Genomic DNA, 21,037 nt, shown 5'->3' with positions numbered 1-21,037 from the left:
CTTTGCCGGGCCGGTCGCGCCCGCCAACGAAAACGCCGCGCAAGGCGGCGTTCGGGATGGTCTGGGGGCCTCAGGGAGTTCAGGGGTTGCTGATGACCCGGCGGGCGCCGTTGTAGCGTTGCACCCAGTAACTGTTCTGCATGTTTTCCACCCGCACGGCGCTGCCGGCCCGGGGGGCGTGCAGGAAATAGTTGTCGCCCATGTAGATGCCCACATGGGAAAAAGCCCGGCGCATGGTGTTGAAGAACACCAGATCACCAGGCTTGAGTTCGGACTTGTCGCTTACTTCCTCGCCGAGCTGGGATTGTTCCCGGGCGGTACGGGGCAGGACCAGGCCTGCGGCTTCCCGGTACACCACCTGGACGTAACTGCTGCAGTCCAGACCGCTGTTGGGGTCATTGCCCCCCATGCGGTAGTTGATGCCCACCAGCTCCAGGCCTTTCAGGATGACATCCTGGGCCGCATTGGAGTAACGTGCGAAAAACGATTTTTCCTCGTGCTGGCGGGCCGGATCGGCGAGACCAGCGGTACTGAAGGATGCCGCAGCAGCGGCACACAGAACCAGAGCGAGGGCTTTGAAAGGCTTCAACATGGGCGCACAATTTAGGCGATTACTCATGTTTTGTAAACTATTCAGCGGCATAGCACCTTGAGCGTAATTGATGTTTATAATTCGTAATTATGAATTCTGCGACCCCGTTTCCCGGCCCGGTGCAGCCGTTTTTGCGGTTGAAAAAGGAGTACTGAGCCGTGTCTGAACTGCCTCGCATCCTGATTGTTGACGATTCCCGCATGGTGCGGGCTTCCTTGAGCCGGCATCTGAAGGGCATCTACGAGGTGCGGGAGGAGGGCGATGGCGAGGCGGCCTGGCAGACCTTGGTGCTGGATCACACCATCTCGGCGGTGATTTCCGATCTGCAGATGCCGGTGCTGGATGGTTTCGGCCTCCTGGAACGGGTGCGGGCCTGCAAGCTGGCGCGTCTGCGGGAAATCCCCTTCGTGCTGATTTCCGGGGAGGACGACCAGGAGTTCCTGGACAAGGCCGAGAAGCTGGGGGTGTCGGACTTCATCAACAAGGGCATCAATGCCGTGGAGTTGAAGACCCGGCTGGCCCATCTGCTGCAGTTCGCTTCCACCCGGCAGAGCCTGGAGGAGGCCAAGGCCCAGCAGGTGCAGGACCCGGATACGGGGCTGTTTACCCGCAAGTACATCGAGTTGCAGGCGGCTCAGGCCCTGTCCCATGCCTTCCGTCACCATGGTGAGGCCAGCGTCATGGTCATCGGTTTCGATGACTATCCCGCCCTGATCGACCAGGTGGGGGAGGCCAAGGCGGCGGAGATGGGGGTCAAGTTCGCCCGGCTGGTGGCGGGCAAGATCCGCCGGGAGGATTGCCTGGGGCACTTTGCCCCGGGGCGTTTTGCCATCGTGTCGCCGGGTACGGCGCCCGGGTCCTGCATTTCCTTTGCGGACCGGGTGCGGCGGGCCGTGGCCGATGCGGTGATCACTGCCGGGGGCAAGCGTCTTTCCCTGACCATGAGTGTCGGGGTGGCGAGTGTGCCGGCGGACCGGGTGATCTCGGCCGGCAGCCTCATGGACCTGGCCTGCAACCGCATGGAAGCGGCCATGGCGGCGGGGGGCAATCGTACGGATTCGGGGGATCTGGCCCTCAATGCGCCGGTGCTGCCCCTGAGCCTGAACCAGGCCCTGGAGCTGCTGCGGGACAATCGTCCCGAGGCGGTGACCCGGCAATTGGGGCGCCTGGGGCAGCAGTTGCTGCCCATGCTGCGTTTGCTGCAGCAGGAATTGGGGGTGGAGCTGCCCCTGGATGAGTTGGAGAAGAGATTGGCAGATCGGGAGCAGCAACACAAACCTGACTAGGCCGTTGTTTATTTTTTGCAGGAAAACACCAAGGAAGAGGGAGTCTTATGACCAGTTACAAAGAGTTTCACAAGTATTCCATCGAGAATCCGGATGCCTTCTGGAGTGAGCAGGCTCAGCTGGTGGATTGGAAGGAACCGTTCACCCAGGTGTGCGACTATTCGCGCCCTCCGTTTGCCAAGTGGTTCGTGGGTGGCAAGATCAATCTCTGCCACAACGCCGTGGATCGCCACGCTGCCAAGCGTCCCGATGACCGGGCCCTGATCTATGTGTCCACCGAGACCAACGAAGAAAAGGTCTACTCCTACGCCGAGCTGCAGCGCGAAGTGGAGCGCATGGCCGCCATCTACAAGAGCCTGGGCGTCAACAAGGGTGACCGGGTCCTGATCTACATGCCCATGATTCCCCAGGCCTGCTTCGCCATGCTGGCCTGCGTACGCATCGGTGCCATCCATTCCGTGGTGTTTGGTGGCTTCGCTTCCGGTTCCCTGGCCACCCGCATCGACGATGCCAAGCCGGCCCTGATCGTGTCCGCCGATGCCGGCATGCGCGGCGGCAAGGCCGTGCCCTACAAGCACCTGCTCGACGACGCCATCGACATTGCCGAGCACAAGCCCGCCAAGGTGCTGATGGTCAATCGGGGCCTGGATCCCGAGTTCAACAAGGTCGAAGGCCGTGACGTGGATTACGCCAGCCTGCGGGAAACCGTGCTGGACGCCCAGGTCCCCTGTGAGTGGATGGAATCCTCCGATCCTTCCTACATCCTGTACACCTCCGGCACCACCGGCAAGCCCAAGGGCGTGCAGCGTGACACCGGCGGCTACTGCGTCGCCCTGGCTTCCACCATGAAGCACATCTACTGCGGCGAAGCTGGCGAGACTTTCTTCTCCACCTCCGACATCGGCTGGGTGGTGGGGCACTCCTACATCATCTACGCCCCCCTGATCGCCGGCATGGCCACGATCATGTACGAAGGCACCCCCCTGCGTCCCGACCCCGGTATCTGGTGGAAGATCGTCGAAGACTACAAGGTCTCCGTCATGTTCTCCGCCCCCACCGCCGCCCGGGTGCTGAAGAAGCAGGATCCCAAGTACCTGCACACCTACGACATCTCCAGCCTGAAGCACGTCTTCATGGCGGGCGAACCCCTGGACCAGCCCACCCATGAATGGATCATGGGCGAGCTGGGCAAGCCCGTGATCGACAACTACTGGCAGACCGAGACCGGCTGGCCCATGCTCTCCGCCATGCACGGTGTGGAGCAGACCCCGCTGAAGTTTGGCTCCCCCAGCTTCCCGGTCTATGGCTACAACCTGAAGATCTACCGGGAAGATGGTTCCGAGTGCGAGGCCAACGAGAAGGGCATCGCCGCCGTGGTGCCGCCCCTGCCGCCCGGTTGCCTGTCCACCGTCTGGGGGCAGGACGAGCGCTTCGTCAGCACCTACTTCTCCCTGTTCAAGGACCCGCTGGTCTATTCCTCCTATGACTGGGCCATCAAGGATGAAGACGGTTACTTCTTCATCCTGGGCCGTACCGACGACGTGATCAACGTGGCCGGCCACCGCCTGGGCACCCGCGAAATCGAGGAAGCCGTCCAGGGTCACAACGCCATTGCCGAAGTGGCCGTGGTGGGCGTCGAGGACAAGCTCAAGGGCCAGGTGCCCATCGCCTTCGCCGTGGTCAAGGATGCCTCCCGGATCGCCACGACCGAACAGCGTGCTGCCCTGGAGAAGGAAGTGTTCAAGGTGGTGGATGACTCCCTGGGGGCCATCGCCCGTCCGGGCCGGGTGCACTTCGTCACCGGTCTGCCCAAGACCCGTTCCGGCAAGATGCTGCGCCGTTCCCTGCAGGCCCTGGCCGAAGGGCGCGATCCCGGCGACCTGACCACCATCGACGATCCCTCCACCCTGGAGCAGATCAAGGCTCTGCTGGCCGGCTGATTCCTGTCAGCCCAGCCTCTGGAAACGGCCCCCGAGCGGGGCCGTTTTTTCTTGGGCTCTGTTATATTGGGGGCTGGATCAACAGCCCCTTTTTTTCTGTGCTGAAGAAGATCAATGTGGAGCATCTCCGGGTCGGCATGCACCTGGAGCAATTCTGCGGTTCCTGGATGGATCACCCCTTCTGGCGCAACTGCTTCGTCATCACTGATCCCGAGGACTTAGTGCGCATCCGCGAGAGCTCCATCCGCGAGGTCTGGATCGATGCGGCCAAGGGGCTGGATGTGGAAACGGCCCAGGTGGTGGCCGAGGCCGAGGCGGACGTGGTGCATGAGGAGTTGCGTGCCGCCTCCCGCCAGCCGGCCCTACAGGAAAAGACCAGCATGGCCGAGGAGGCCAAGCGGGCGGCCCGGATCTGCGCCAAGGCCAAGGAAGCCGTGGTTTCCATGTTCCAGGAAGCGCGCATGGGCAAGGCCATCGATGCGGAGCAGGCCCTGCCCCTGGTGGAGGAGATTTCCTCTTCGGTTTCCCGTAATCCCGGCGCCTTGATCAGCCTAGCCAGGCTGAAGACGGCCGACGATTACACCTACATGCACTCGGTGGCCGTCTGCGCTCTGATGATCGCTTTGGCCCGGCAGCTGGGGCTGGACGAACAGCAGACCCGGGAGGCTGGCCTGGCCGGTCTGCTGCACGACCTGGGCAAGGCCCTGATTCCTTACGAAATCCTCAACAAGCCCGGCAAGCTCACGGATGCGGAGTTCGAAGTCGTCAAGACCCATCCGGCCGAGGGGCATCGTCTCTTGCTGGAGGGGAGCGGCGTCGGTCCGGTGACCCTGGATGTCTGTCTGCACCACCACGAGAAGGTGGATGGCAGCGGTTATCCCGAAGGCTTGAAAGCGGAGCAGATCAGCCTGTTCGCCAAGATGGGGGCGGTCTGCGATGTCTATGATGCGATCACCTCCAATCGGCCTTACAAGAACGGCTGGGACCCGGCCGAGTCCCTGAAACGCATGGCCGAATGGGCCAAGGGGCATTTCGACGAGGCCGTGTTCCAGGCCTTCGTCAAGAGTCTGGGCATCTACCCGGTGGGCTCTTTCGTGGCCCTGAGCTCCGGGCGCCTGGGCGTGGTCCTGGAGCAGAGCGAAAAATCCCTGCTGAAGCCGGTGATCAAGGTGTTCTTTTCCACCCGTTCCCAGGCCTACATCAAGCCGGAAATCATCGACCTTTCCCGGCCTGGCTGCCCCGAGAAGATTTCCGGTCGGGAAGACCCGGCCAAATGGGGCATCAAGGATGTGGACCGTTTCTGGGCCGGAGACCAGGCTCGTATCTGACTTATGTCATGTCCATAAGCCGGGGTGGCGGAAAAATAGCGTTCCGGGCGCTCTGAGCAGGGGGCTTGTCAGCCTGGAGCAAGCTCCAGCCCGTATAATGCCGCCATGGTTTCCGTCGTTCATTCCGTCGCCACCCAGGGCGACGACCAACACTCCCTGCAAACCCTCTCGGAAGGTCTGAGCGTCGAGGACGTCGAACGTCTGGGCGCTGCCCTGACCTTTGTCCGGGAGGTCTATGGCGACGCTGTCCTGGGCAGCGGCGAAGGCATCTGGTCCCATGCGCTGGGCATGGCCCTGATCGTGGCCGGCCTGAAGCTCGATACCGACTCCCGCCTGGCGGCCCTGCTGTTTGCCGTCCCTGCCTATGACGAGCCCAGTGCGGCCCAGATCAGTAGCCGTTTCGGCCCCGATGTGGCGCAGCTGGTGCAGGGGATCTCCCGCCTCAACCGTCTGCGTCCCATTGCCCGGGGCTTCATGGCCGGCAGCAGCGAGGTGGGCAACAGCAATCCCCAGGAAACCCGGGCCCAGGTGGAGGTGCTGCGCAAGATGCTGCTGGCCATGGTGGAGGACATCCGCGTGGTGCTCCTGCGCCTGGCTTCCCGCACCCAGACCCTGCGCTACTACGCCGCCAATGCCGACGAACTGCGGGTCCAGGTGGCCCGGGAGACCCTGGAGCTCTACTCTCCCCTGGCCAACCGGCTCGGGGTGTGGGAACTGAAGTGGGAGCTGGAGGACCTGTCCTTCCGCTTCCTGCATCCGGAGACCTACAAGAAAATCGCCAAGATGCTCGATGAGAAGCGCATCGAGCGGGAGCAGTTCATCGCCGACGCCATCGAGCGGCTGAAGGGGGAGCTGTCCACCCTGGGCATCGATGCGGAGGTCTATGGCCGCCCCAAGCACATCTACAGCATCTGGAACAAGATGCGCAAGAAGGGGGTGGAGTTCTCCGAGGTCTATGACATCCGCGCCCTGCGGGTCATTGTCGAAGGGGTGAAGGACTGCTACACGGCCCTGGGCATCGTGCACAACATCTGGACGCCGATTCCCAAGGAATTCGACGACTACATCTCCAATCCCAAAGGCAATTACTACCGCTCCCTGCACACGGCGGTGCGCTGTCCCGACGGCCGTTCCCTGGAAGTGCAGATCCGTACCTGGGACATGCACCGGCATGCGGAGCTGGGGGTTGCGGCCCACTGGCGCTACAAGGAAGGCAGCAAGAGCGGCGGCGAGGACAGCTACGACGAGAAGATCGCCTGGTTGCGCCAGCTCCTGACCTGGAAGGACGAGGTGGCCGACAGTTCCGACTGGGTGCGCCACTACAAGCAGGCAGCCCTGGACGAGACCATCTACATCCTGACGCCGCACGGCAAGGTGGTGGACCTGCCCCGGGGCGCCACGCCCCTGGACTTTGCCTACCGGGTGCATACGGATCTGGGGCATCGCTGCCGGGGGGCCAAGATCGATGGTCTGCTGGCGCCCCTGAACACCACCTTGAAAACCGGCCAGCGGGTGGAAATCATCACCGCCAAGCAGGGCGGCCCTTCGCGGGACTGGCTCAACACCGCCCAGGGCTACATCCAGACCAAGGGGGCCCGGACCAAGGTGCGCCAGTGGTTTGCCAGTCTGGCCCTGGAGGAAACCCTGGCTGATGGCCGTTCGGTGATCGCCAAGGAACTGCAGCGCCTGGGGCAGGGGGGCGTCAATATCGAGGAGCTGTCGCGCAAGCTGGGCTTTGCCAGGAGCGACGACCTGTTCGTGGCCGCCGCCCGCAACGAGCTCAACCTGCGCCAGTTCCAGGCCGTGGTACGGGGCGATCCCCAGACCCTGGTGGATGCCGATGCCCTGGAAAAACCGGCCATCGCCCTGCGACGTCCGGCCGAGGAACCCAAGGGCATCCTCATCGTTGGCGTGGACAAGCTGCTGACCCAGCTGGCCCGCTGCTGCAAGCCGGCGCCCCCGGATCCCATCGAGGGTTTCGTCACCCGGGGCAAGGGGGTTTCCATCCACCGGGTGGATTGTCCCAACTTCCAGCATCTGGCCGCCCTGCATCCGGAACGGGTCATCGAAACCGACTGGGGCGGGGCCGAGGCCGACGGCATCTTTGCCACCGACATCGTGGTGGATGCCCATGATCGCCAGGGGCTGCTGCGCGACATTTCCGAGATTTTCGCCAAGGAGAAGATCAACGTCATCGGCGTCAATACCCAGTCCAAGCAGGGCAAGGCGCGCATGGGGTTCACGGTGGAGGTGCACAACCTGCAGCAGTTGAAGCGCACCCTGGGCCTGATCCACGAGGTGGAAGGGGTGGTGGCCGCCCGGCGCGGTTGATCCGGCCTCCCGAAAAAGCAAAAGCCCCGGCCAGCAGCCGGGGCTTTTGTTTGGGCGCCTCAGTGTCCCAGGGAGGCCATCAGCTCCGCCTGCACGTTTCTGGGCTTGGCCCGGGGCGAACGTTTGCGGCTGTAATGGCCGTCGCTGGACATCTCCCAGGCCAGCTGGTTGTCGGCCAGGTAATGGCGCAGGCCTTCGAGCATGACCCGCTTTTTCAGCCGGTGGTCGAGGATGGGGAAGGCCAGCTCGATGCGGCGGAAGAAATTGCGCTCCATCCAGTCGGCGCTGGAGAGGTAGAGCTTTTCTTCCCCGTCGGCGTGGAAGAAGAAGACCCGGTGGTGTTCCAGGAAGCGGCCGATGATGGAGCGCACCCGGATGTTGTCCGACAGGCCGGGCACGCCCGGGCGCAGGGCGCAGACGCCGCGCACGATCAGATCGATCTGTACCCCGGCCTGGGAGGCCTCGTACAGCGCGTTGATGGTTTCCGGCTCCAGCAGGGCGTTCATCTTGGCCACGATCATGGCCTTCTTGCCGGCCCGGGCGTGTTCCGCCTCGGCCTGGATGCAGGCAACGATATTGGGTTGCAAGGTGAAGGGGGCCTGCCACAGGTGCTTCAGGGTACGGGCCTTGCCCAGGCCGGTGAGCTGCTTGAACACCTCGGAGACGTCCTGGCCGATTTCCTCGTTGGCGGTCAGGAGGCCGAAGTCCGAGTACAGGCGGGCGGTGCGCGGGTGGTAGTTGCCGGTGCCCAGATGCACGTAGCGGCGCAACTGGCCTTCTTCCCGGCGCACGATCAGGAGGGCCTTGGCATGCACCTTGTAGCCCACCACCCCGTACACCACGTGGGCGCCGACTTCTTCGAGCTTGGTGGCCCAGCCGATGTTGGCCTCCTCGTCGAAGCGGGCCATCAGTTCCACCACCACGGTCACTTCCTTGCCGTTCTGGGCGGCGCGGATCAGGGACTGCATCAGCACCGAGTCGGTGCCGGTGCGGTACACGGTCATCTTGATGGCGGCCACCTGGGGATCGGTGGCGGCCTGCTGCAGCAGGTCGATGACCGGGGCGAAGGACTGGTAGGGGTGGTGCAGCAGGATGTCCCCCTGGCGGATGGTGGCGAAGATGTTGGGATTCTTGTCCAACCCCTTGGGCAGGCCCGGGGCGTAGGGGGAGAACTTCAGGTCGGGGCGGTCCACCCAGTCCGGCACCTGCATCAGGCGCACCAGGTTCACCGGCCCCTGGACCCGGTACAGGTCGGCTTCCGTGAGGCCGAACTGGGAGAGCAGGAAGGAGGTCATGGCCGGCGAGCAGTTGTCCGCCACTTCCAGGCGCACCGCGTCGCCGAAGTGGCGGTGGGGCAGTTCCCCCTGGAGCTTGGTGCGCAGGTTGGTGATTTCCTCCTCATCCACGAACAGGTCGGAGTTGCGGGTGACCCGGAACTGATAGCAGCCCAGTACCGTCATGCCGGAGAACAGTTCGCCGACGAACTCGTGCAGGATCGAGGAGAGGAACACGAAGCCGTAGGGGCAGTCGGCCAGCTCGGGGGGCAGCTGTACCACCCGGGGCAGCATGCGTGGCGCCTGGACGATGGCGGCGCCGGAACTGCGGCCGAAGGCGTCCTTGCCCTGCAGTTCCACAGCAAAGTTGAGGCTCTTGTTGAGCACCCGGGGGAAGGGGTGGGAAGGGTCCAGCCCGATGGGGGTCAGCACCGGGATCATCTCGCGGATGAAGTAGTCCCGGATCCAGGTGCGCTGGGCCTCGGTCCAGGCGGAGCGGCGGATGAAGTGGATGCCCTCGGCGGCCAGTTGGGGGGTGATCTCCTGGTTGAAGGTCTGGTACTGCTCCTCCACCAGGGCATGGGCGGCGCTGCTGACCATGCGGAACACCTCGTGGGCGGTCTTGCCGTCGGTGGTCAGGGTGGAGGCATTGGCGCGGATCTGCTCCTTGAGGCCCCCGACCCGGATCTCGAACAGTTCATCCATGTTGCTGGAGACGATGCAGAGGAAACGCAGCCGCTCCAGCAGGGGGGTGCGTTCATCCCGGGCCTGGGCCATGACCCGGCGATTGAAGGCCAGTAGGCCCAGCTCACGGTTCAGGTAATGGTCGGAGGGGAACTGGCGATGGTGGGGGAGGCGGTTCATGATCTGGGTCCTCTGGAGACTTTAGGTGATGACTTGCTGCTAAGTCAGTCATTTTTTTACAGTTATATTAAAGGAATATTAACGGCGAAGATAAGGAAAGCGGGGAGGGGGCCGATGGTAGAATTGCCCGTCCCAATCCGAGCCTGATTTTTGATGGAATACGAAACGATCGCCGCCGTGGACCTGGGGTCCAACAGCTTCCGACTCCAGGTCGGGCGGGTGGTGGAGGACCAGATTTATCCCCTGGATTCCCTCAAGGAAACCGTGCGTCTGGCCAGTGGCCTGACCCCGGAGAAAATGCTGGACGAGGCCTCCCAGGTGAGGGGGCTGGAAGCCCTGCGACGCTTTGGCGAACGGTTGCGGGGGCTGGATGAAGGGGCGGTGCGGGCCGTGGCCACCAACACCCTGCGGGTGGCGAAGAATGCCCGGGAGTTCCTGGCCCAGGGGGAGGCGGCCCTGGGTTTCCCCATCGAAATCATTGCCGGTCGGGAAGAAGCGCGCCTGATCTACATCGGCGCCATCCACTCCCTGCCCCTGGTGCCCCACAAGCGGCTGGTGGTGGATATCGGCGGCGGCTCCACCGAATTCATCATCGGCAAGAAATCCGAGCCCTTCCTGACCGAGTCCCTCTACATGGGCTGCGTCAGCTATACCCTGCGCTATTTCCCCGATGGCCGGGTGGACAAGAAGCGCCTGCGTGAAGCCCAGGTAGCGGCGGCCAAGGAAATCGAGCTGATTGCCCACGATTACCTGCAACTGGGCTGGAAGGAGGCCGTGGGCTCCTCCGGCACGGCCCGGGCCATCGCCGATCTGCTGGAACTGAACAACCTCAATCCCGGCGCGGTCACCGGCATCACCCGGGAGGGGCTGGAGAAACTCGCCGCCATGCTCGTCAAGGCCGGCTCCATCCATGCCTTCAACGCCCCGGGGGTGCGCCCGGACCGGCTGCCGGTGCTGCCCGGGGGGCTGGCCATCCTCTCCGCCGTGTTCGAAGAGCTGGGGATAGAGCGCATGAACTACGCCGACGGCGCCCTGCGGCTGGGGGTGCTCTACGATCTGCTCGGACGTTTCCAGCAGCAGGACATGCGCGACGCCACGGTCAAGCAGTTCATGCGCCGTTATCAGGTGGAGCGGGGCCAGGCGGCCCGGGTGCGCAAGACGGCCCTGGACATCCTCGCCCAGCTGGGGGAGCGGCCGGGGGAAGAGCAGGAGCAGCAGTTCTTGGGCTGGGCGGCGGCGCTCCATGAAATCGGGATTTCCGTGGCCCACAACGGCTACCACAAGCATGGGGCCTACATCCTCACCTTTGCCGACATGCCGGGCTTTTCCAACAAGGATCAGGCGCGGCTGGCCACCCTGGTGCTCGGCCACCGGGGTAAGCTGGAAAAACTGGCGGCCCTGCCCCCGGAAGACTCCAGCTGGCGCCTGGTGTTCAGCCTGCGCCTGGCGGTGCTGCTGCACCGGACCCGGGATGACCGGGATCTGCCGGCCTACAGCGTCAAGGCGACGCCCGACGGGTTCCAGCTGGATCTGCCAGGGCGCTGGCTGGAATCCAACCCCTGGACGGCGGCGGCCCTGAGCGAGGAGACCCTGGTCTGGCGCCGGGTCGGACTGCTGTTCCGGGTGCGCTCCGGCGCCCAGGCCAAGGGGCGTTGAGGGTCATGGGGACACCGCTCCTGGTCCAGAATGCCGGCGAGGTCAGCCTCTCCGGCACCTGGACCCTGGTGTCCCTGATGGCTTCCGACCAGGACCCGCGCCGGGCCCTGGCGGCCCTGGGGCAGGTCCAGGGCTGGAACCTCCTGGGGGTGGAGCGGCTGGACAGTGCTGCGGCCGTGCTGCTCTGGCGTACCTGGGGGCGGCGCTGGCCGGAGCGCCTGGAAATTTCCCCCACGCTACGCGCCACCCTGGAGCGGGTGGCCGACTTGCCTCCGGAGCCGCCGGCCGTGCGGGATTATCGGGATTCCCTGGTGGGGCGGGTAGGGCGCCTGACCCTCTCCATCCTGCGTAACATGCTCGGACTGGTGGAGCTGTATGGCCGGCTGGTGCTGGATCTGTTCTTTCTCTGCCGCCATCCCCGGGACATCCCCTGGAAGGAGTTCTCCGCCAACCTCTACAAGGCCGGGGCCCAGGCCCTGCCGGTCTCGGCCCTGGTGGGCTTCCTGATCGGCATCACCATCAGTTATCTCTCGGCCCTGCAGTTGAAGACCTACGGGGCCGACCTGTTCATCGTGAACATCCTGGGCATCAGCATCATCCGGGAGTTGGGGCCGGTGCTGGTGGCAGTGCTGGTGGCCGGCCGTTCCGGCTCGGCCATGACGGCCCAGATCGGGGTGATGCGGGTGACCGAGGAAATCGACGCCCTGTCCACCCTGGGCGTGTCGCGCACCATCCGGGTGGTGCTGCCCAAGGTGGCGGCCCTGACCGTGGCCATGCCCCTGCTGGTGGTCTGGTCCTCGGCCTCCGCCCTGCTGGGGGGTGCCCTGGCGGCTTTCTGGCAGCTGGATTTTTCCTTCAACTATTTTTTCTCCATGCTGCCCAAGGCGGTGCCCATCGCCAATCTCTGGATCGGTCTGGCCAAGGGGGCCGTGTTCGGTTTCCTGATCGCACTGCTGGCCTGCCAGTTCGGTCTGCACGTGCGGCCCAACACCGAGAGTCTGTCCATGCGCACCACGGCGTCCGTGGTGACGGCCATCACCCTGGTGATCATCGTGGATGCCGTCTTCGCGATCTTCACCCGCAACCTGGGGATGCCAAGCTAGTCATGCAGATGCCGGTGATCGACATGCAGGGCATCTGGAGCCAGTACCGGGAGGTGGTGATCCACAAGGATCTGTCTTTCCAGGTCCAGCCCGGGGAAGTGGTTTCCCTGGTGGGGGGCTCGGGGAGCGGCAAGACCACCCTGTTGCGGGAGATTCTCGGCCTGTTGCGTCCCACCCGGGGCTCCGTGCGCCTGTTCGGCACCGACCTTCATGACCCGGATCCCATCCGCCAGCGGGACATCCGCCGCCGCCTGGGCATGCTGTTCCAGCAGGGGGCCCTGTTTTCGGCCCTGTCCGTTTATGACAACATTGCCTTTCCCTTGCGGGAGCTGCGTTTCCTCGACGAAGACTGGATCCGGGAGCTGGTGCTCCTGAAGCTGGCCATGGTGGAGCTGGAGCCCAAGCATGCGGCCCTGATGCCGGCCGAGTTGTCCGGCGGCATGATCAAGCGGGTGGCCCTGGCCCGGGCCCTGGCCCTGGAGCCGGAGCTGCTGCTGCTGGATGAGCCCACGGCGGGCCTGGACCCGGTCCGGAGCCAGAACTTCGTGCAGCTGATCAAGGAGTTGCAGCGCGCCATCGGCTTCACCGTGGTGCTGGTGACCCATGACATTGATACCATCTATGGCTTGGGCAGCGACGTGGCCGTATTGGCGGAACAACGCATCCTGATCCAGGGCAGCCTGGACCAGGTCGTCGCCCTGGATCACCCGGTGATCCACCAGTTTTTCGAAAACCATCGCAACCGCAGCGCCGCCTAGCCCTTCAGGATTCACTTCATGGAAAACCGCTCCCACGCCCTGATTGCCGGATTCTTCACCCTGCTGCTCGGGGCGGCCACCGTGCTGGCCCTGTACATGTTCGGCGAGCGCCGGGAGGACACCCGGGAGCTGCTGGTGGTCACCAAGCAGAACGTCACCGGCCTCAATCCCCAGGCCCAGGTCCGCTATCGGGGCATCCGGGTGGGGAAGGTGCTGGACATCCGCCTGGACCCGGAGGATGTGAGCAACATCCTGATTCTGGTGGAAGTGGACAGGCTGGTGCCCCTGAGCCGGGGAACCACGGCCAAGCTTTCCTACCAGGGGGTGACGGGCATTGCCCATGTGCTGCTGGAGGACGATGGGCGGGATCCCGGGGCCCTGGAGGGCAGCCTGCCCCGTGTCGCCATGCAGCCTTCCATGCTCGACCATCTGGAAGACGCCCTGCCGGGGGTGCTGGCCCAGGCCCAGCTGTTCCTGGTCAATGCCAATGCGGTGCTGGGTCAGGACAACCGGCAGAACCTGGGCAAGACCCTGGCCAATCTGGAGGCTGCCACCGGGCGCATGAACACTTCCATGGCCCAGTTGCAGAAGCTGCTGGCCGAAGACAATGTGGCGGGCATCGCGGCGGCCATGCAGCAGTCCGGTCCCCTGATGGGGGAGACCCGTAAGCTGGTGCAGCAGTTGCAGGGCGTATCCACCCGCATCGACGGCATGCTGGGGGAACCCAGCCAGGGGAACGTCAGCAGTCTGGTGCCCCGGATCAGCGACATGACCGTCGAACTCACCGCCACCTCCCGTCAGTTGAACCGGGTGCTGCACATGCTGGAGGATGCCCCCCAGAGCCTGGTATTCGGTACTCCCCCGGCCGCCCCGGGGCCTGGTGAGCCCGGCTTCTCGGCCCCGCCCGCTGCCCGTCCTTGAGGAATAGTCATGCGTATCCTGATCCTGTTGCTGGGGAGCCTGCTGCTGGCTGCCTGCGCTTCCCCCGCCTACCGTAACGGCAGCCAGCCGGTGGCCCTGTTCGACCTGGGGCCGGTGGCAGCACCTGAAGGCCAGGCTGTCCGTCCCTGGCGTTTCTCGGTCAGTGCCGGAGGCGGGCTGGAGGAGGTGGCCATGCGTTACCGTCTGGCCTACGCTGATCCTGCCCGGGTCATGGAATACGCCCAGTCCCGCTGGGTGGGCGGGCCGGCGGAACTGCTGCAGCGCCGCCTGGAATCCCGGCTCCACTGGACTGGGGCAGAAGCCGCCGATGCCTGTGAGCTGTATCTGGAATTGCGCCGTTTCGAGCAGGTGTTCGGCAATCCTGGTGCCAGTACCGGGGTCCTGGGGGTCAGGGCCCAATTGCGGCGCAAGACCGGGGCCGTGGTGGATGAGGTCTTGTGGACCCTGGAAGAGGCGGCGCCGACCCCTGATGCGGCGGGCGGGGTCCAGGCCCTGGCCAGCGCTGCCGACCGCCTGGCCGGGATGCTCCAGAACTGGCGCAAGGCCGGGGCGACCGGAGGAGGGCGCCAGGGCTGCCGGGAGTGAGTCATCATGAATCTGCCCTATCCCCTGCTGAGTGAGGCCTGGTACTGGCTGGCCTGGGGGCTCTGGTTGCCCCTGATGCTCCTGGCCCTGCGCCGGGCGCCCTGGTCCGTCTTCCGGGAGGGGGAGCGTCTGCATCTCTGGTTGGGCATGGTGGTGGTGCTGGTGCTGCTCTGGAGCATGAAGGCCGGGGTCAAGCCGGGGCTGGACCTGCACCTGACCGGCATCATGCTGTTTTCCCTGGTGTTCGAGCTGCCCCTGGCTTTCGTGGGCTTCAACCTGGTGCTCCTGGGGCTGGTGCTGAATGGGGCCCTGGCCTGGGAAAGCCTGGCCCTGAACGCCCTCCTGACCGCCGGTACCGGTCTGCTTCTGGCCAGACTGCTGCAACTGGGAGTGGACCGGCTGTTTCCCCGGCATTTCTTTGTCTTTGTCTTCCTCAAGGGATTTTTCGGCGCCGCCCTGGTGGTCATGGGGGTGGGGCTCGGTTTCACCTGTCTCTATGGTCTGGATGGCATCTATGCCTGGAATTACCTGCTGGAGGAATATCTGCCCTATTACCTGCTCCTGGGTTTCTCCGAGGCCTGGATTTCGGGTATGGTGCTGACCTTGATGCTGGTTTATCGTCCGGGCTGGGTCGCCACCTTTGATCAATCTATTTATTCAATTGGCAAGTAAGTGGTAGAATCCCCGGCTTCTTGAGGTTGATTGGGTTTTTATGGGGTTGAACATCAGAGTTTCCTCCATTTCCCTGGCCGTTTTGCTGGCTTGCTCGGGAAATGCCATGGCATTGGGCCTGGGCGAGATTCGTGGCGACTCGCGCCTGGGCGAATCCTTGAAGCTGGAAATCCCCGTGGTGCTGGGGGCCGGGGAGCGGCTGGAGTCCAGTTGCTTCCGCCTGGTCAAGCCGGCGGGGGATTTCCCCTGGTTGAAGCAGGGGCGTTTCGAGCTCAAGGGGCATACCCTGGTGGTGCGCAGTTTGCGCCCGGTTGCCGAGCCTATCTACCAGGTGGCGATCCAGGTGAACTGTGGTCACGACCTGCGCCGCGAATACACGCTGATGCTGTCGCCCCCCGTTCAGGGGCCGGTAGTGACGTCCGCCGGGCGCTCCGACTCCCGGCAGGGATCGGAGGGCGGCCGTCGCGTGCGTGCGGGGGAAACCCCTGCCAGCATTGCCGCCGAACTCTATCCTGACAGCCGTGCCGACCAGCGCCGTTTCGTCCAGGCCCTGATCCGCAGCAACCGGCATCTGGGGCTGAGCGCATCCCGGGGTGGCCGTCAGTCCCTGCCGGAAGGCGAGGAGCTGACCATCCCCGAACTGCCCCCGGTCGTCGAGGCCCCCGCCCCCCGTCCCCGCGTCGAAGCACCGCCCCCGGCCATGCGTCAGGAAGAGCGCCTGACCCCGCGTCCCCCCTTGCCCGAACCTCCGCCCCTGCCAGCCCTCAAGGATGGCGCGGGGGACCGGCTGGTGTTGAGCGCCGGTACCGAAGGTGGCGAGGATGCGCCCCTGCGCCTCTCCCAGGAGCTGGGCGTGGTGCCTGGCGAGGAGGTGAGCGAGGACCTGGCCCTGCGGCGCAAGCTGTTCCGGCTCGAATACCGGATGCTGGCCTTCCTGGAAAACCAGGCGGAAACCGCCCACCTGCCGCCCCAGGAGCGCCTGAAGGCCCTGGAGACCGTGCTCGGCGAAGCCGCACCGGCAGGTGCCCAGGGGGCTGTGCCGGAAGCGGCCAAACCCGCAGCTGCCAAGCCTGCAGCGCCGGCGCCGGAAGAAGAGGGCGGCGGCTGGTGGTACTGGCTGCTGGGCGGTCTGGCCTTGGCGGGCCTGGGCGGTCTGGGCTGGTACCAGTGGCAGCGCCGCCGCCTGGTGGCCGACGGGGATCAGGGCAGTTACCTGGCCCCCTCCCTGGATGCTTCCAGCAAGCGGGATCCCTTCGACGATTTTGATGAACCGGCCCCCGCCAGGGTGGCTGCAAGCCGGGCCCCCAGTCCCGCCAGCGACGATTATGGTCTGCAGCCCAATGTCCTGGATGATCTGGACCTGCCCCATTCCCAGGCCCCCGGAGCCGCGGTTCAGGCCGATTCCCAGTCCCCCTCCCGGCAGACCGGGCCCGAGTCCATCCTCGACGCTTCGGTGGATGAGTCCTTCTCCCATAACCCGGTCATGGAACTGGCGGACATCATGCTGTCCTTCGGCCGGGTGAAGGGGGCGGCCCAGGCCCTGCAGGAATTCGTGGACCAGAATCCCAAGGAGGCCCTGCAGCCCTGGGTCAAGCTCCTGGAGGTGTATCGCCAGGCGGACATGAAGGAAGAGTTCGAACGGCTCGCCAAGAACCTCAACGAACACTTCAACGTGGAGCTGATCCGCTGGGCCGATGTGCCCAAATCCGGGGACCCGGGTTCCGTGGATTTCGTTCTCGAGCTGACGCCCATCGAGGAGCACGACAGCCGCCCGGCGGTGGTCAAGCCCCGCTCCGTGGAGGACATGGCCCACATCCGCGACCGCATCCTGGAAAGCTGGGGTACGCCCCAGTGTCTGGACTACATCCAGGGGCTGCTGCGGGATAACCGGGGTGGTGCCCGTCAGGGCTTCCCCCTGGCCGTGGCCGATGAACTGCTGTTCCTCTCGGAAATCCTGAAGGATGACGTGTATCGGGTGTCCATGACGCCCGACATCGACCTGGCCGCCCCTGATCTTTGAAGCCCGGGGCGGGCTGGGCTTTTGCCCGCTGAATGCGTAAAGTGACGCCTTCGTCGTTCACGGCCTTTCCGGGCGGATCCTCCATTCATGAACAGCAGTCTGCGCCAGCGTTGGGAAAACCTGCTCTCCGCCGAACGCCTGGGCGCCGGTTCCGGCCCCAGCGCCCCCGAGCGTACCGCCTTTCAGCAGGACTATGACCGCATCGTGTTCACTTCCGCCTTCCGGCGGTTGAAGGACAAGACCCAGGTTTTTCCCCTTTCCAAGAGCGACTATGTGCGCACCCGCCTGACCCACAGTCTGGAGGCCAGCTGCGTGGGGCGCTCCCTGGGGGCCGTGGTGGGCCGGGAGATCATCGACCGGCATGGACTCCAGGGGGTGGAGGCGGGAGATTTCGGCGCCATCGTGGCGGCCGCCTGCCTGGCCCACGACATTGGCAATCCCCCCTTCGGCCATGCTGGCGAGGACGCCATCCGGGAATGGTTCAAGGCCTCCGGCCTCCTCGATACCTATGCCTTTACCCCGGCTCAGCGAGCTGATTTCCAGTGCTATGAGGGTAATGCCCAGGGCTTTCGCGTCCTGACCAGGCTGCAAAGCCCGGCCAATCCGGGCCTGCAGCTGACCAGCGCGGTGCTGGCCACTTTTACCAAATACCCCCGGAGTTCCTGGCTGGAATCCCCCTTGTCCGGTAACAGTGGCAAGAAGTTCGGCTATTTCCAGGAGGACGCCGGTGCCTTCCAGCGGGTGGCCCGGGCTACCGGGCTGCTGGAGCGGGTGCCGGGCCAGGCCTGGCACCGCCATCCCCTGGCCTTCCTGGTGGAGGTGGCCGATGACACCTGCTACCTGATCGTGGACCTGGAGGATGCCTCCCGCCTGGGCTTCGTGCGCCACGAGGACGCGGAACTGCTGCTGGCGGACCTGGCTGGCAGCAGCGTCAATGAGGGCAAGCTGGCGCGCATGTCCGAACCCAAGGAGCGCATCGAATATCTGCGCGCCAAGGCCATCGGGCGCCTGCTGGAGGGGGCGGCCGCAGTATTTCTGGAGCATGAGGCAGCGATCCTGGCCGGGGACTTCGATACGGACCTGCTCGAAGCCTCCCCCGTGGGAACTCCGCTGCAGGCGGTGAAGAAGGTGGCCCAGGAGCACATCTATGTGGCCCGGCCGGCCCTGGAGATCGAGACCGCCGGTTTCGAGGTCCTGGGGGGGCTCCTGTCCCTGTTCGTGGCGGCGGTGGAAGCCGGGGCCGGGATGCGTCCCAAGACCACCCGGGAGCGCATGCTGCTGCAACTCCTGCCGACCCAGTTCCTGGGTCCCGGGCGGCAGCCGGATCCGGACCCCTACCTGCGCCTGTTGCGGGTCGCAGATTTCGTGACCGGCATGACCGACTCCTATGCGGTGGATCTGTACCGCAAGCTGAAGGGCATCGACCTGCCCGGAGAATGACACTGATGAAGTACGAGAAAATCCTTGCCCTGGCCGGGATCGGCCTGTTGCTGCTGCAGGGTTGCGGCGAACCGGCGCCGGGGGGTGATGCCGGAGCGGCGCCGACCAAGGCCGCCGAGATTCAGAGCCAGTCCCCGGCCCAGGTTCCGGAAACCCGCTGGGAAGCCCTTATCCCGGCGGACTGGGATCCCCAGGCCATGTTCAAGGGCGTGGATATCGACAGTTTCGACGACAACGATCCCCGGGCCCTGGACCTGATGCTGAAGCTGCGCCAGGCCTGGGACAATGCGCCGGTCAACATGGCCCTGAACGGCAAGCCGGTGCGGATTCCCGGTTACGTGGTGCCCCTGGACCAGCAGGCCGACGGCATCCGCGAGTTCCTCTTGGTGCCATACTTCGGCGCCTGCGTCCATGTGCCGCCGCCCCCGGCCAACCAGATCATCCATGTGCTGGCCAGCGAGACCATTCCGCTGCAGACCATGAGCACGGTCTGGGTCAGCGGTACCCTGGAGGTGATGCGTTCGGAAACGGAAATGGGCAAGGCCGGCTACCGGGTGCAGCAGGCCCAGGTGAAGATGTTCGAGGAATAGACAGGCGGGAGGAGGGCCGGGCTCAGCCCAGAGGATCTTCCCGGAAGCGTTCCTGGATGCTGCGTATCGCATCGGCCTGGCTGATCAGGGCCTGGACGCAGTCCCGATCGAGCACATCCCCGGCCAGCTCCTGCAGCAGGGTAAAGGTGTCCTCGTTGCTCCAGGCGTCCTTGTAGGGGCGTTTGCTGGTGAGGGCGTCGAACACGTCCGCCACGGCGGCGATGCGGGCTTCGATGGGGATGGCCTCGCCCTTGAGTCCCAGGGGGTAGCCCTGGCCGTTCATGGCCTCATGGTGGTAGAGGGCGATGTTGCGCAGCAGCTGGGAGTGGGGCAGGCCGGAGAGGCCGAAATGCTCCAGCAGGGCATCGATGATCTCCACCCCTCGTGCCGGATGGGTCTTCATGGTCTCGAACTCCTCGGCATCGAGCTTGCCGGGTTTCAGCAGGATGCTGTCCGAGATGCCGATCTTGCCGATGTCGTGCAGGGGGGCGAACAGGAAGATGTGCTCCACCGTGTGATCGTCCAGGCCGTACCTGGGGGCGATGGCCCGGGCAATCAGGCGGGCGTAGTGGGCCATGCGGTCCAGGTGGGCACCGGTCTCGAAATCCCGGTGCTGGGCCAGGGTGGAGGTGCTGCGCACACTCGCCACCAGGGTGCGGGCGGTGGTCAGCTGGTCGATCAGGGAATAGCCCACCAGATGCCCCACCAGATCCAGGTGGTGCAGGGCGCGCTCATCGAGTACGTGCTTGTGATAGGAATTGAAGAACAGCAGGCCGAGAAAGTCGCCGTTGCGGAAGATGGGCAGGGTATAGCTGGAGCCATAGCCCTGGCCCCGGATGCGTTCGCTGTGGGGGCGGCTGGCGGGCAGCAGGGCCAGATCGTCGATGACCCGGGGGCGGTGCAGGCGGACGATTTCCTGCAGGGTGGTGCTGTCGCTCAGGCGGGCATCGTAGAGGGACAGGGGGTCGTCGCCCTTGCTGGAGTGGGCGTAGGTCTTGAGCAGGTCCGTCTGGGGGTCGTACAGGGCAACGGCGATCCGGTCTATCCAGGGAAAGTCCTGGTGCAGGTAGTCATGCAGGAATTCCAGCTTGTTCGAGAAGGGGGCATCTTCTCCCAGGGCCGCCAACCTGTCCGCATGCCGAAACCAGTCGGGCAAGGCTTCCATTTCCACTCCTCCACTTCAGGTCTGCAACGCGCTCTGCGGCGCATTCTCGGGAAGCAGCATCATAACCATTTTTGGCGTGGGGATAGCAGGTCAGCGTGTGGGAAGGTTAGCTGTCAACCAGTCCGGGGGGAGCCGCGTTTTTGTCTTCCAGGTGGGCCTTCCACCCATACCAACAGGAGATAGAACAAAATGGGCAGTCTCAGTCACGAGTCCTTTGAAGAGTTCCTGGACTTGCTTAAAGCCGCCGGTATCAGCATCACCCGTGAAAACGAATTGCGCGAGCGCCTGGCAGAAGCCCAGGTCTGGCGCTATGCCTTCATGACCCTGGCCGCCAATGGCCGCTCCATCGGTATCCGTTTCCAGGGTGAAGACGAAAGCGTGGATGAAGAGCAGATCCGTCGTACCCTGGCAGCGTTCCAGTTCCCCGAAAGTTCCCAGCAGGTGTTCACCGCCAGCATCCAGACCCACTGATTTCCAGGCCCTGGAACCGG

The 21,037-nt window shown here is 64.7% G+C and carries 17 protein-coding genes; 14 read left to right on the top strand and 3 right to left on the bottom strand.

Annotated features, from left to right (window positions below):
* Nucleotides 1–79 precede the first annotated feature (79 nt).
* Nucleotides 80–592 carry a C40 family peptidase gene (locus G474_RS0101665; protein WP_026685474.1) on the bottom strand — a complete coding sequence of 171 codons (513 nt, stop codon included), beginning with the start codon at nucleotides 590–592 and terminating at the stop codon, nucleotides 80–82.
* Between the two features lie 158 nt (nucleotides 593–750).
* Here G474_RS0101665 and G474_RS0101660 point away from each other — a divergent pair, with 158 nt between their 5' ends.
* The 4 genes from G474_RS0101660 to G474_RS0101645 all read left to right on the top strand — a co-directional run bounded on the left by G474_RS0101660 (nucleotide 751) and on the right by G474_RS0101645 (nucleotide 7,477).
* Entirely contained in the window at nucleotides 751–1,878 is a 1,128-nt protein-coding gene (locus G474_RS0101660; RefSeq protein ID WP_026685473.1) for a GGDEF domain-containing response regulator, read from the top strand.
* 47 nt (nucleotides 1,879–1,925) lie between these two features.
* The gene (locus G474_RS0101655; protein WP_026685472.1) at nucleotides 1,926–3,818 is read left to right on the top strand and encodes a propionate--CoA ligase; all 1,893 of its coding nucleotides are present in this window, start codon (nucleotides 1,926–1,928) and stop codon (nucleotides 3,816–3,818) included.
* A 98-nt stretch (nucleotides 3,819–3,916) separates the two neighbouring features.
* Nucleotides 3,917–5,146, top strand: a complete 1,230-nt coding sequence (locus G474_RS0101650; RefSeq protein WP_026685471.1) for an HD-GYP domain-containing protein — start codon at nucleotides 3,917–3,919, stop codon at nucleotides 5,144–5,146.
* Between the two features lie 105 nt (nucleotides 5,147–5,251).
* Entirely contained in the window at nucleotides 5,252–7,477 is a 2,226-nt protein-coding gene (locus tag G474_RS0101645; RefSeq protein WP_026685470.1) for a RelA/SpoT family protein, read from the top strand.
* A 59-nt stretch (nucleotides 7,478–7,536) separates the two neighbouring features.
* On the opposite strand, the gene ppk1 is transcribed toward G474_RS0101645, so the two are convergent.
* Nucleotides 7,537–9,615 carry a polyphosphate kinase 1 gene (gene ppk1 / locus G474_RS0101640; protein ID WP_026685469.1) on the bottom strand — a complete coding sequence of 693 codons (2,079 nt, stop codon included), beginning with the start codon at nucleotides 9,613–9,615 and terminating at the stop codon, nucleotides 7,537–7,539.
* Nucleotides 9,616–9,768: 153 nt separating this feature from the next.
* Here ppk1 and ppx point away from each other — a divergent pair, with 153 nt between their 5' ends.
* From ppx to G474_RS19040, 9 genes are all read left to right on the top strand, one after another.
* Complete coding sequence (gene ppx / locus G474_RS0101635; RefSeq protein WP_026685468.1) at nucleotides 9,769–11,271, top strand: exopolyphosphatase; 1,503 nt, start codon at nucleotides 9,769–9,771, stop codon at nucleotides 11,269–11,271.
* 5 nt (nucleotides 11,272–11,276) lie between these two features.
* Nucleotides 11,277–12,374, top strand: a complete 1,098-nt coding sequence (locus G474_RS0101630) for an MlaE family ABC transporter permease (RefSeq protein ID WP_026685467.1) — start codon at nucleotides 11,277–11,279, stop codon at nucleotides 12,372–12,374.
* A 2-nt stretch (nucleotides 12,375–12,376) separates the two neighbouring features.
* A complete protein-coding gene (locus tag G474_RS0101625; protein ID WP_026685466.1) occupies nucleotides 12,377–13,132 on the top strand; it encodes an ABC transporter ATP-binding protein in 756 nt (251 codons plus the stop codon).
* A gap of 18 nt (nucleotides 13,133–13,150) precedes the next feature.
* On the top strand, nucleotides 13,151–14,053 hold the full coding sequence (locus G474_RS0101620) for an MlaD family protein (RefSeq protein ID WP_026685465.1): 903 nt from the start codon (nucleotides 13,151–13,153) through the stop codon (nucleotides 14,051–14,053).
* 9 nt (nucleotides 14,054–14,062) lie between these two features.
* Nucleotides 14,063–14,659: an ABC-type transport auxiliary lipoprotein family protein gene (locus tag G474_RS19045; RefSeq protein WP_051281656.1), complete on the top strand. Its 597-nt coding sequence runs from the start codon at nucleotides 14,063–14,065 to the stop codon at nucleotides 14,657–14,659.
* Nucleotides 14,660–14,665: 6 nt separating this feature from the next.
* Entirely contained in the window at nucleotides 14,666–15,331 is a 666-nt protein-coding gene (locus tag G474_RS0101610) for an energy-coupling factor ABC transporter permease (protein ID WP_026685464.1), read from the top strand.
* Nucleotides 15,332–15,437: 106 nt separating this feature from the next.
* A complete protein-coding gene (locus G474_RS0101605; RefSeq protein ID WP_026685463.1) occupies nucleotides 15,438–17,351 on the top strand; it encodes a type IV pilus assembly protein FimV in 1,914 nt (637 codons plus the stop codon).
* Between the two features lie 87 nt (nucleotides 17,352–17,438).
* The gene (locus tag G474_RS0101600) at nucleotides 17,439–18,791 is read left to right on the top strand and encodes a deoxyguanosinetriphosphate triphosphohydrolase (protein ID WP_026685462.1); all 1,353 of its coding nucleotides are present in this window, start codon (nucleotides 17,439–17,441) and stop codon (nucleotides 18,789–18,791) included.
* A gap of 5 nt (nucleotides 18,792–18,796) precedes the next feature.
* Entirely contained in the window at nucleotides 18,797–19,381 is a 585-nt protein-coding gene (locus tag G474_RS19040; RefSeq protein ID WP_169729481.1) for a DUF3299 domain-containing protein, read from the top strand.
* Nucleotides 19,382–19,403: 22 nt separating this feature from the next.
* Here the strand turns inward: G474_RS19040 and G474_RS0101590 are convergent, their stop codons facing one another.
* A complete protein-coding gene (locus G474_RS0101590; RefSeq protein ID WP_026685461.1) occupies nucleotides 19,404–20,546 on the bottom strand; it encodes an HD-GYP domain-containing protein in 1,143 nt (380 codons plus the stop codon).
* Between the two features lie 189 nt (nucleotides 20,547–20,735).
* On the opposite strand from G474_RS0101590, the gene G474_RS0101585 reads away from it, so the two are divergent.
* On the top strand, nucleotides 20,736–21,017 hold the full coding sequence (locus G474_RS0101585; protein ID WP_026685460.1) for a hypothetical protein: 282 nt from the start codon (nucleotides 20,736–20,738) through the stop codon (nucleotides 21,015–21,017).
* Nucleotides 21,018–21,037 lie beyond the last annotated feature (20 nt).

This window comes from Azovibrio restrictus DSM 23866 (genome assembly GCF_000429665.1).
Lineage (GTDB): Bacteria > Pseudomonadota > Gammaproteobacteria > Burkholderiales > Rhodocyclaceae > Azovibrio > Azovibrio restrictus.
The sequence above is the reverse complement of the archived record's forward strand: the minus strand, read 5'-3'. Positions and strand labels throughout refer to the sequence as shown.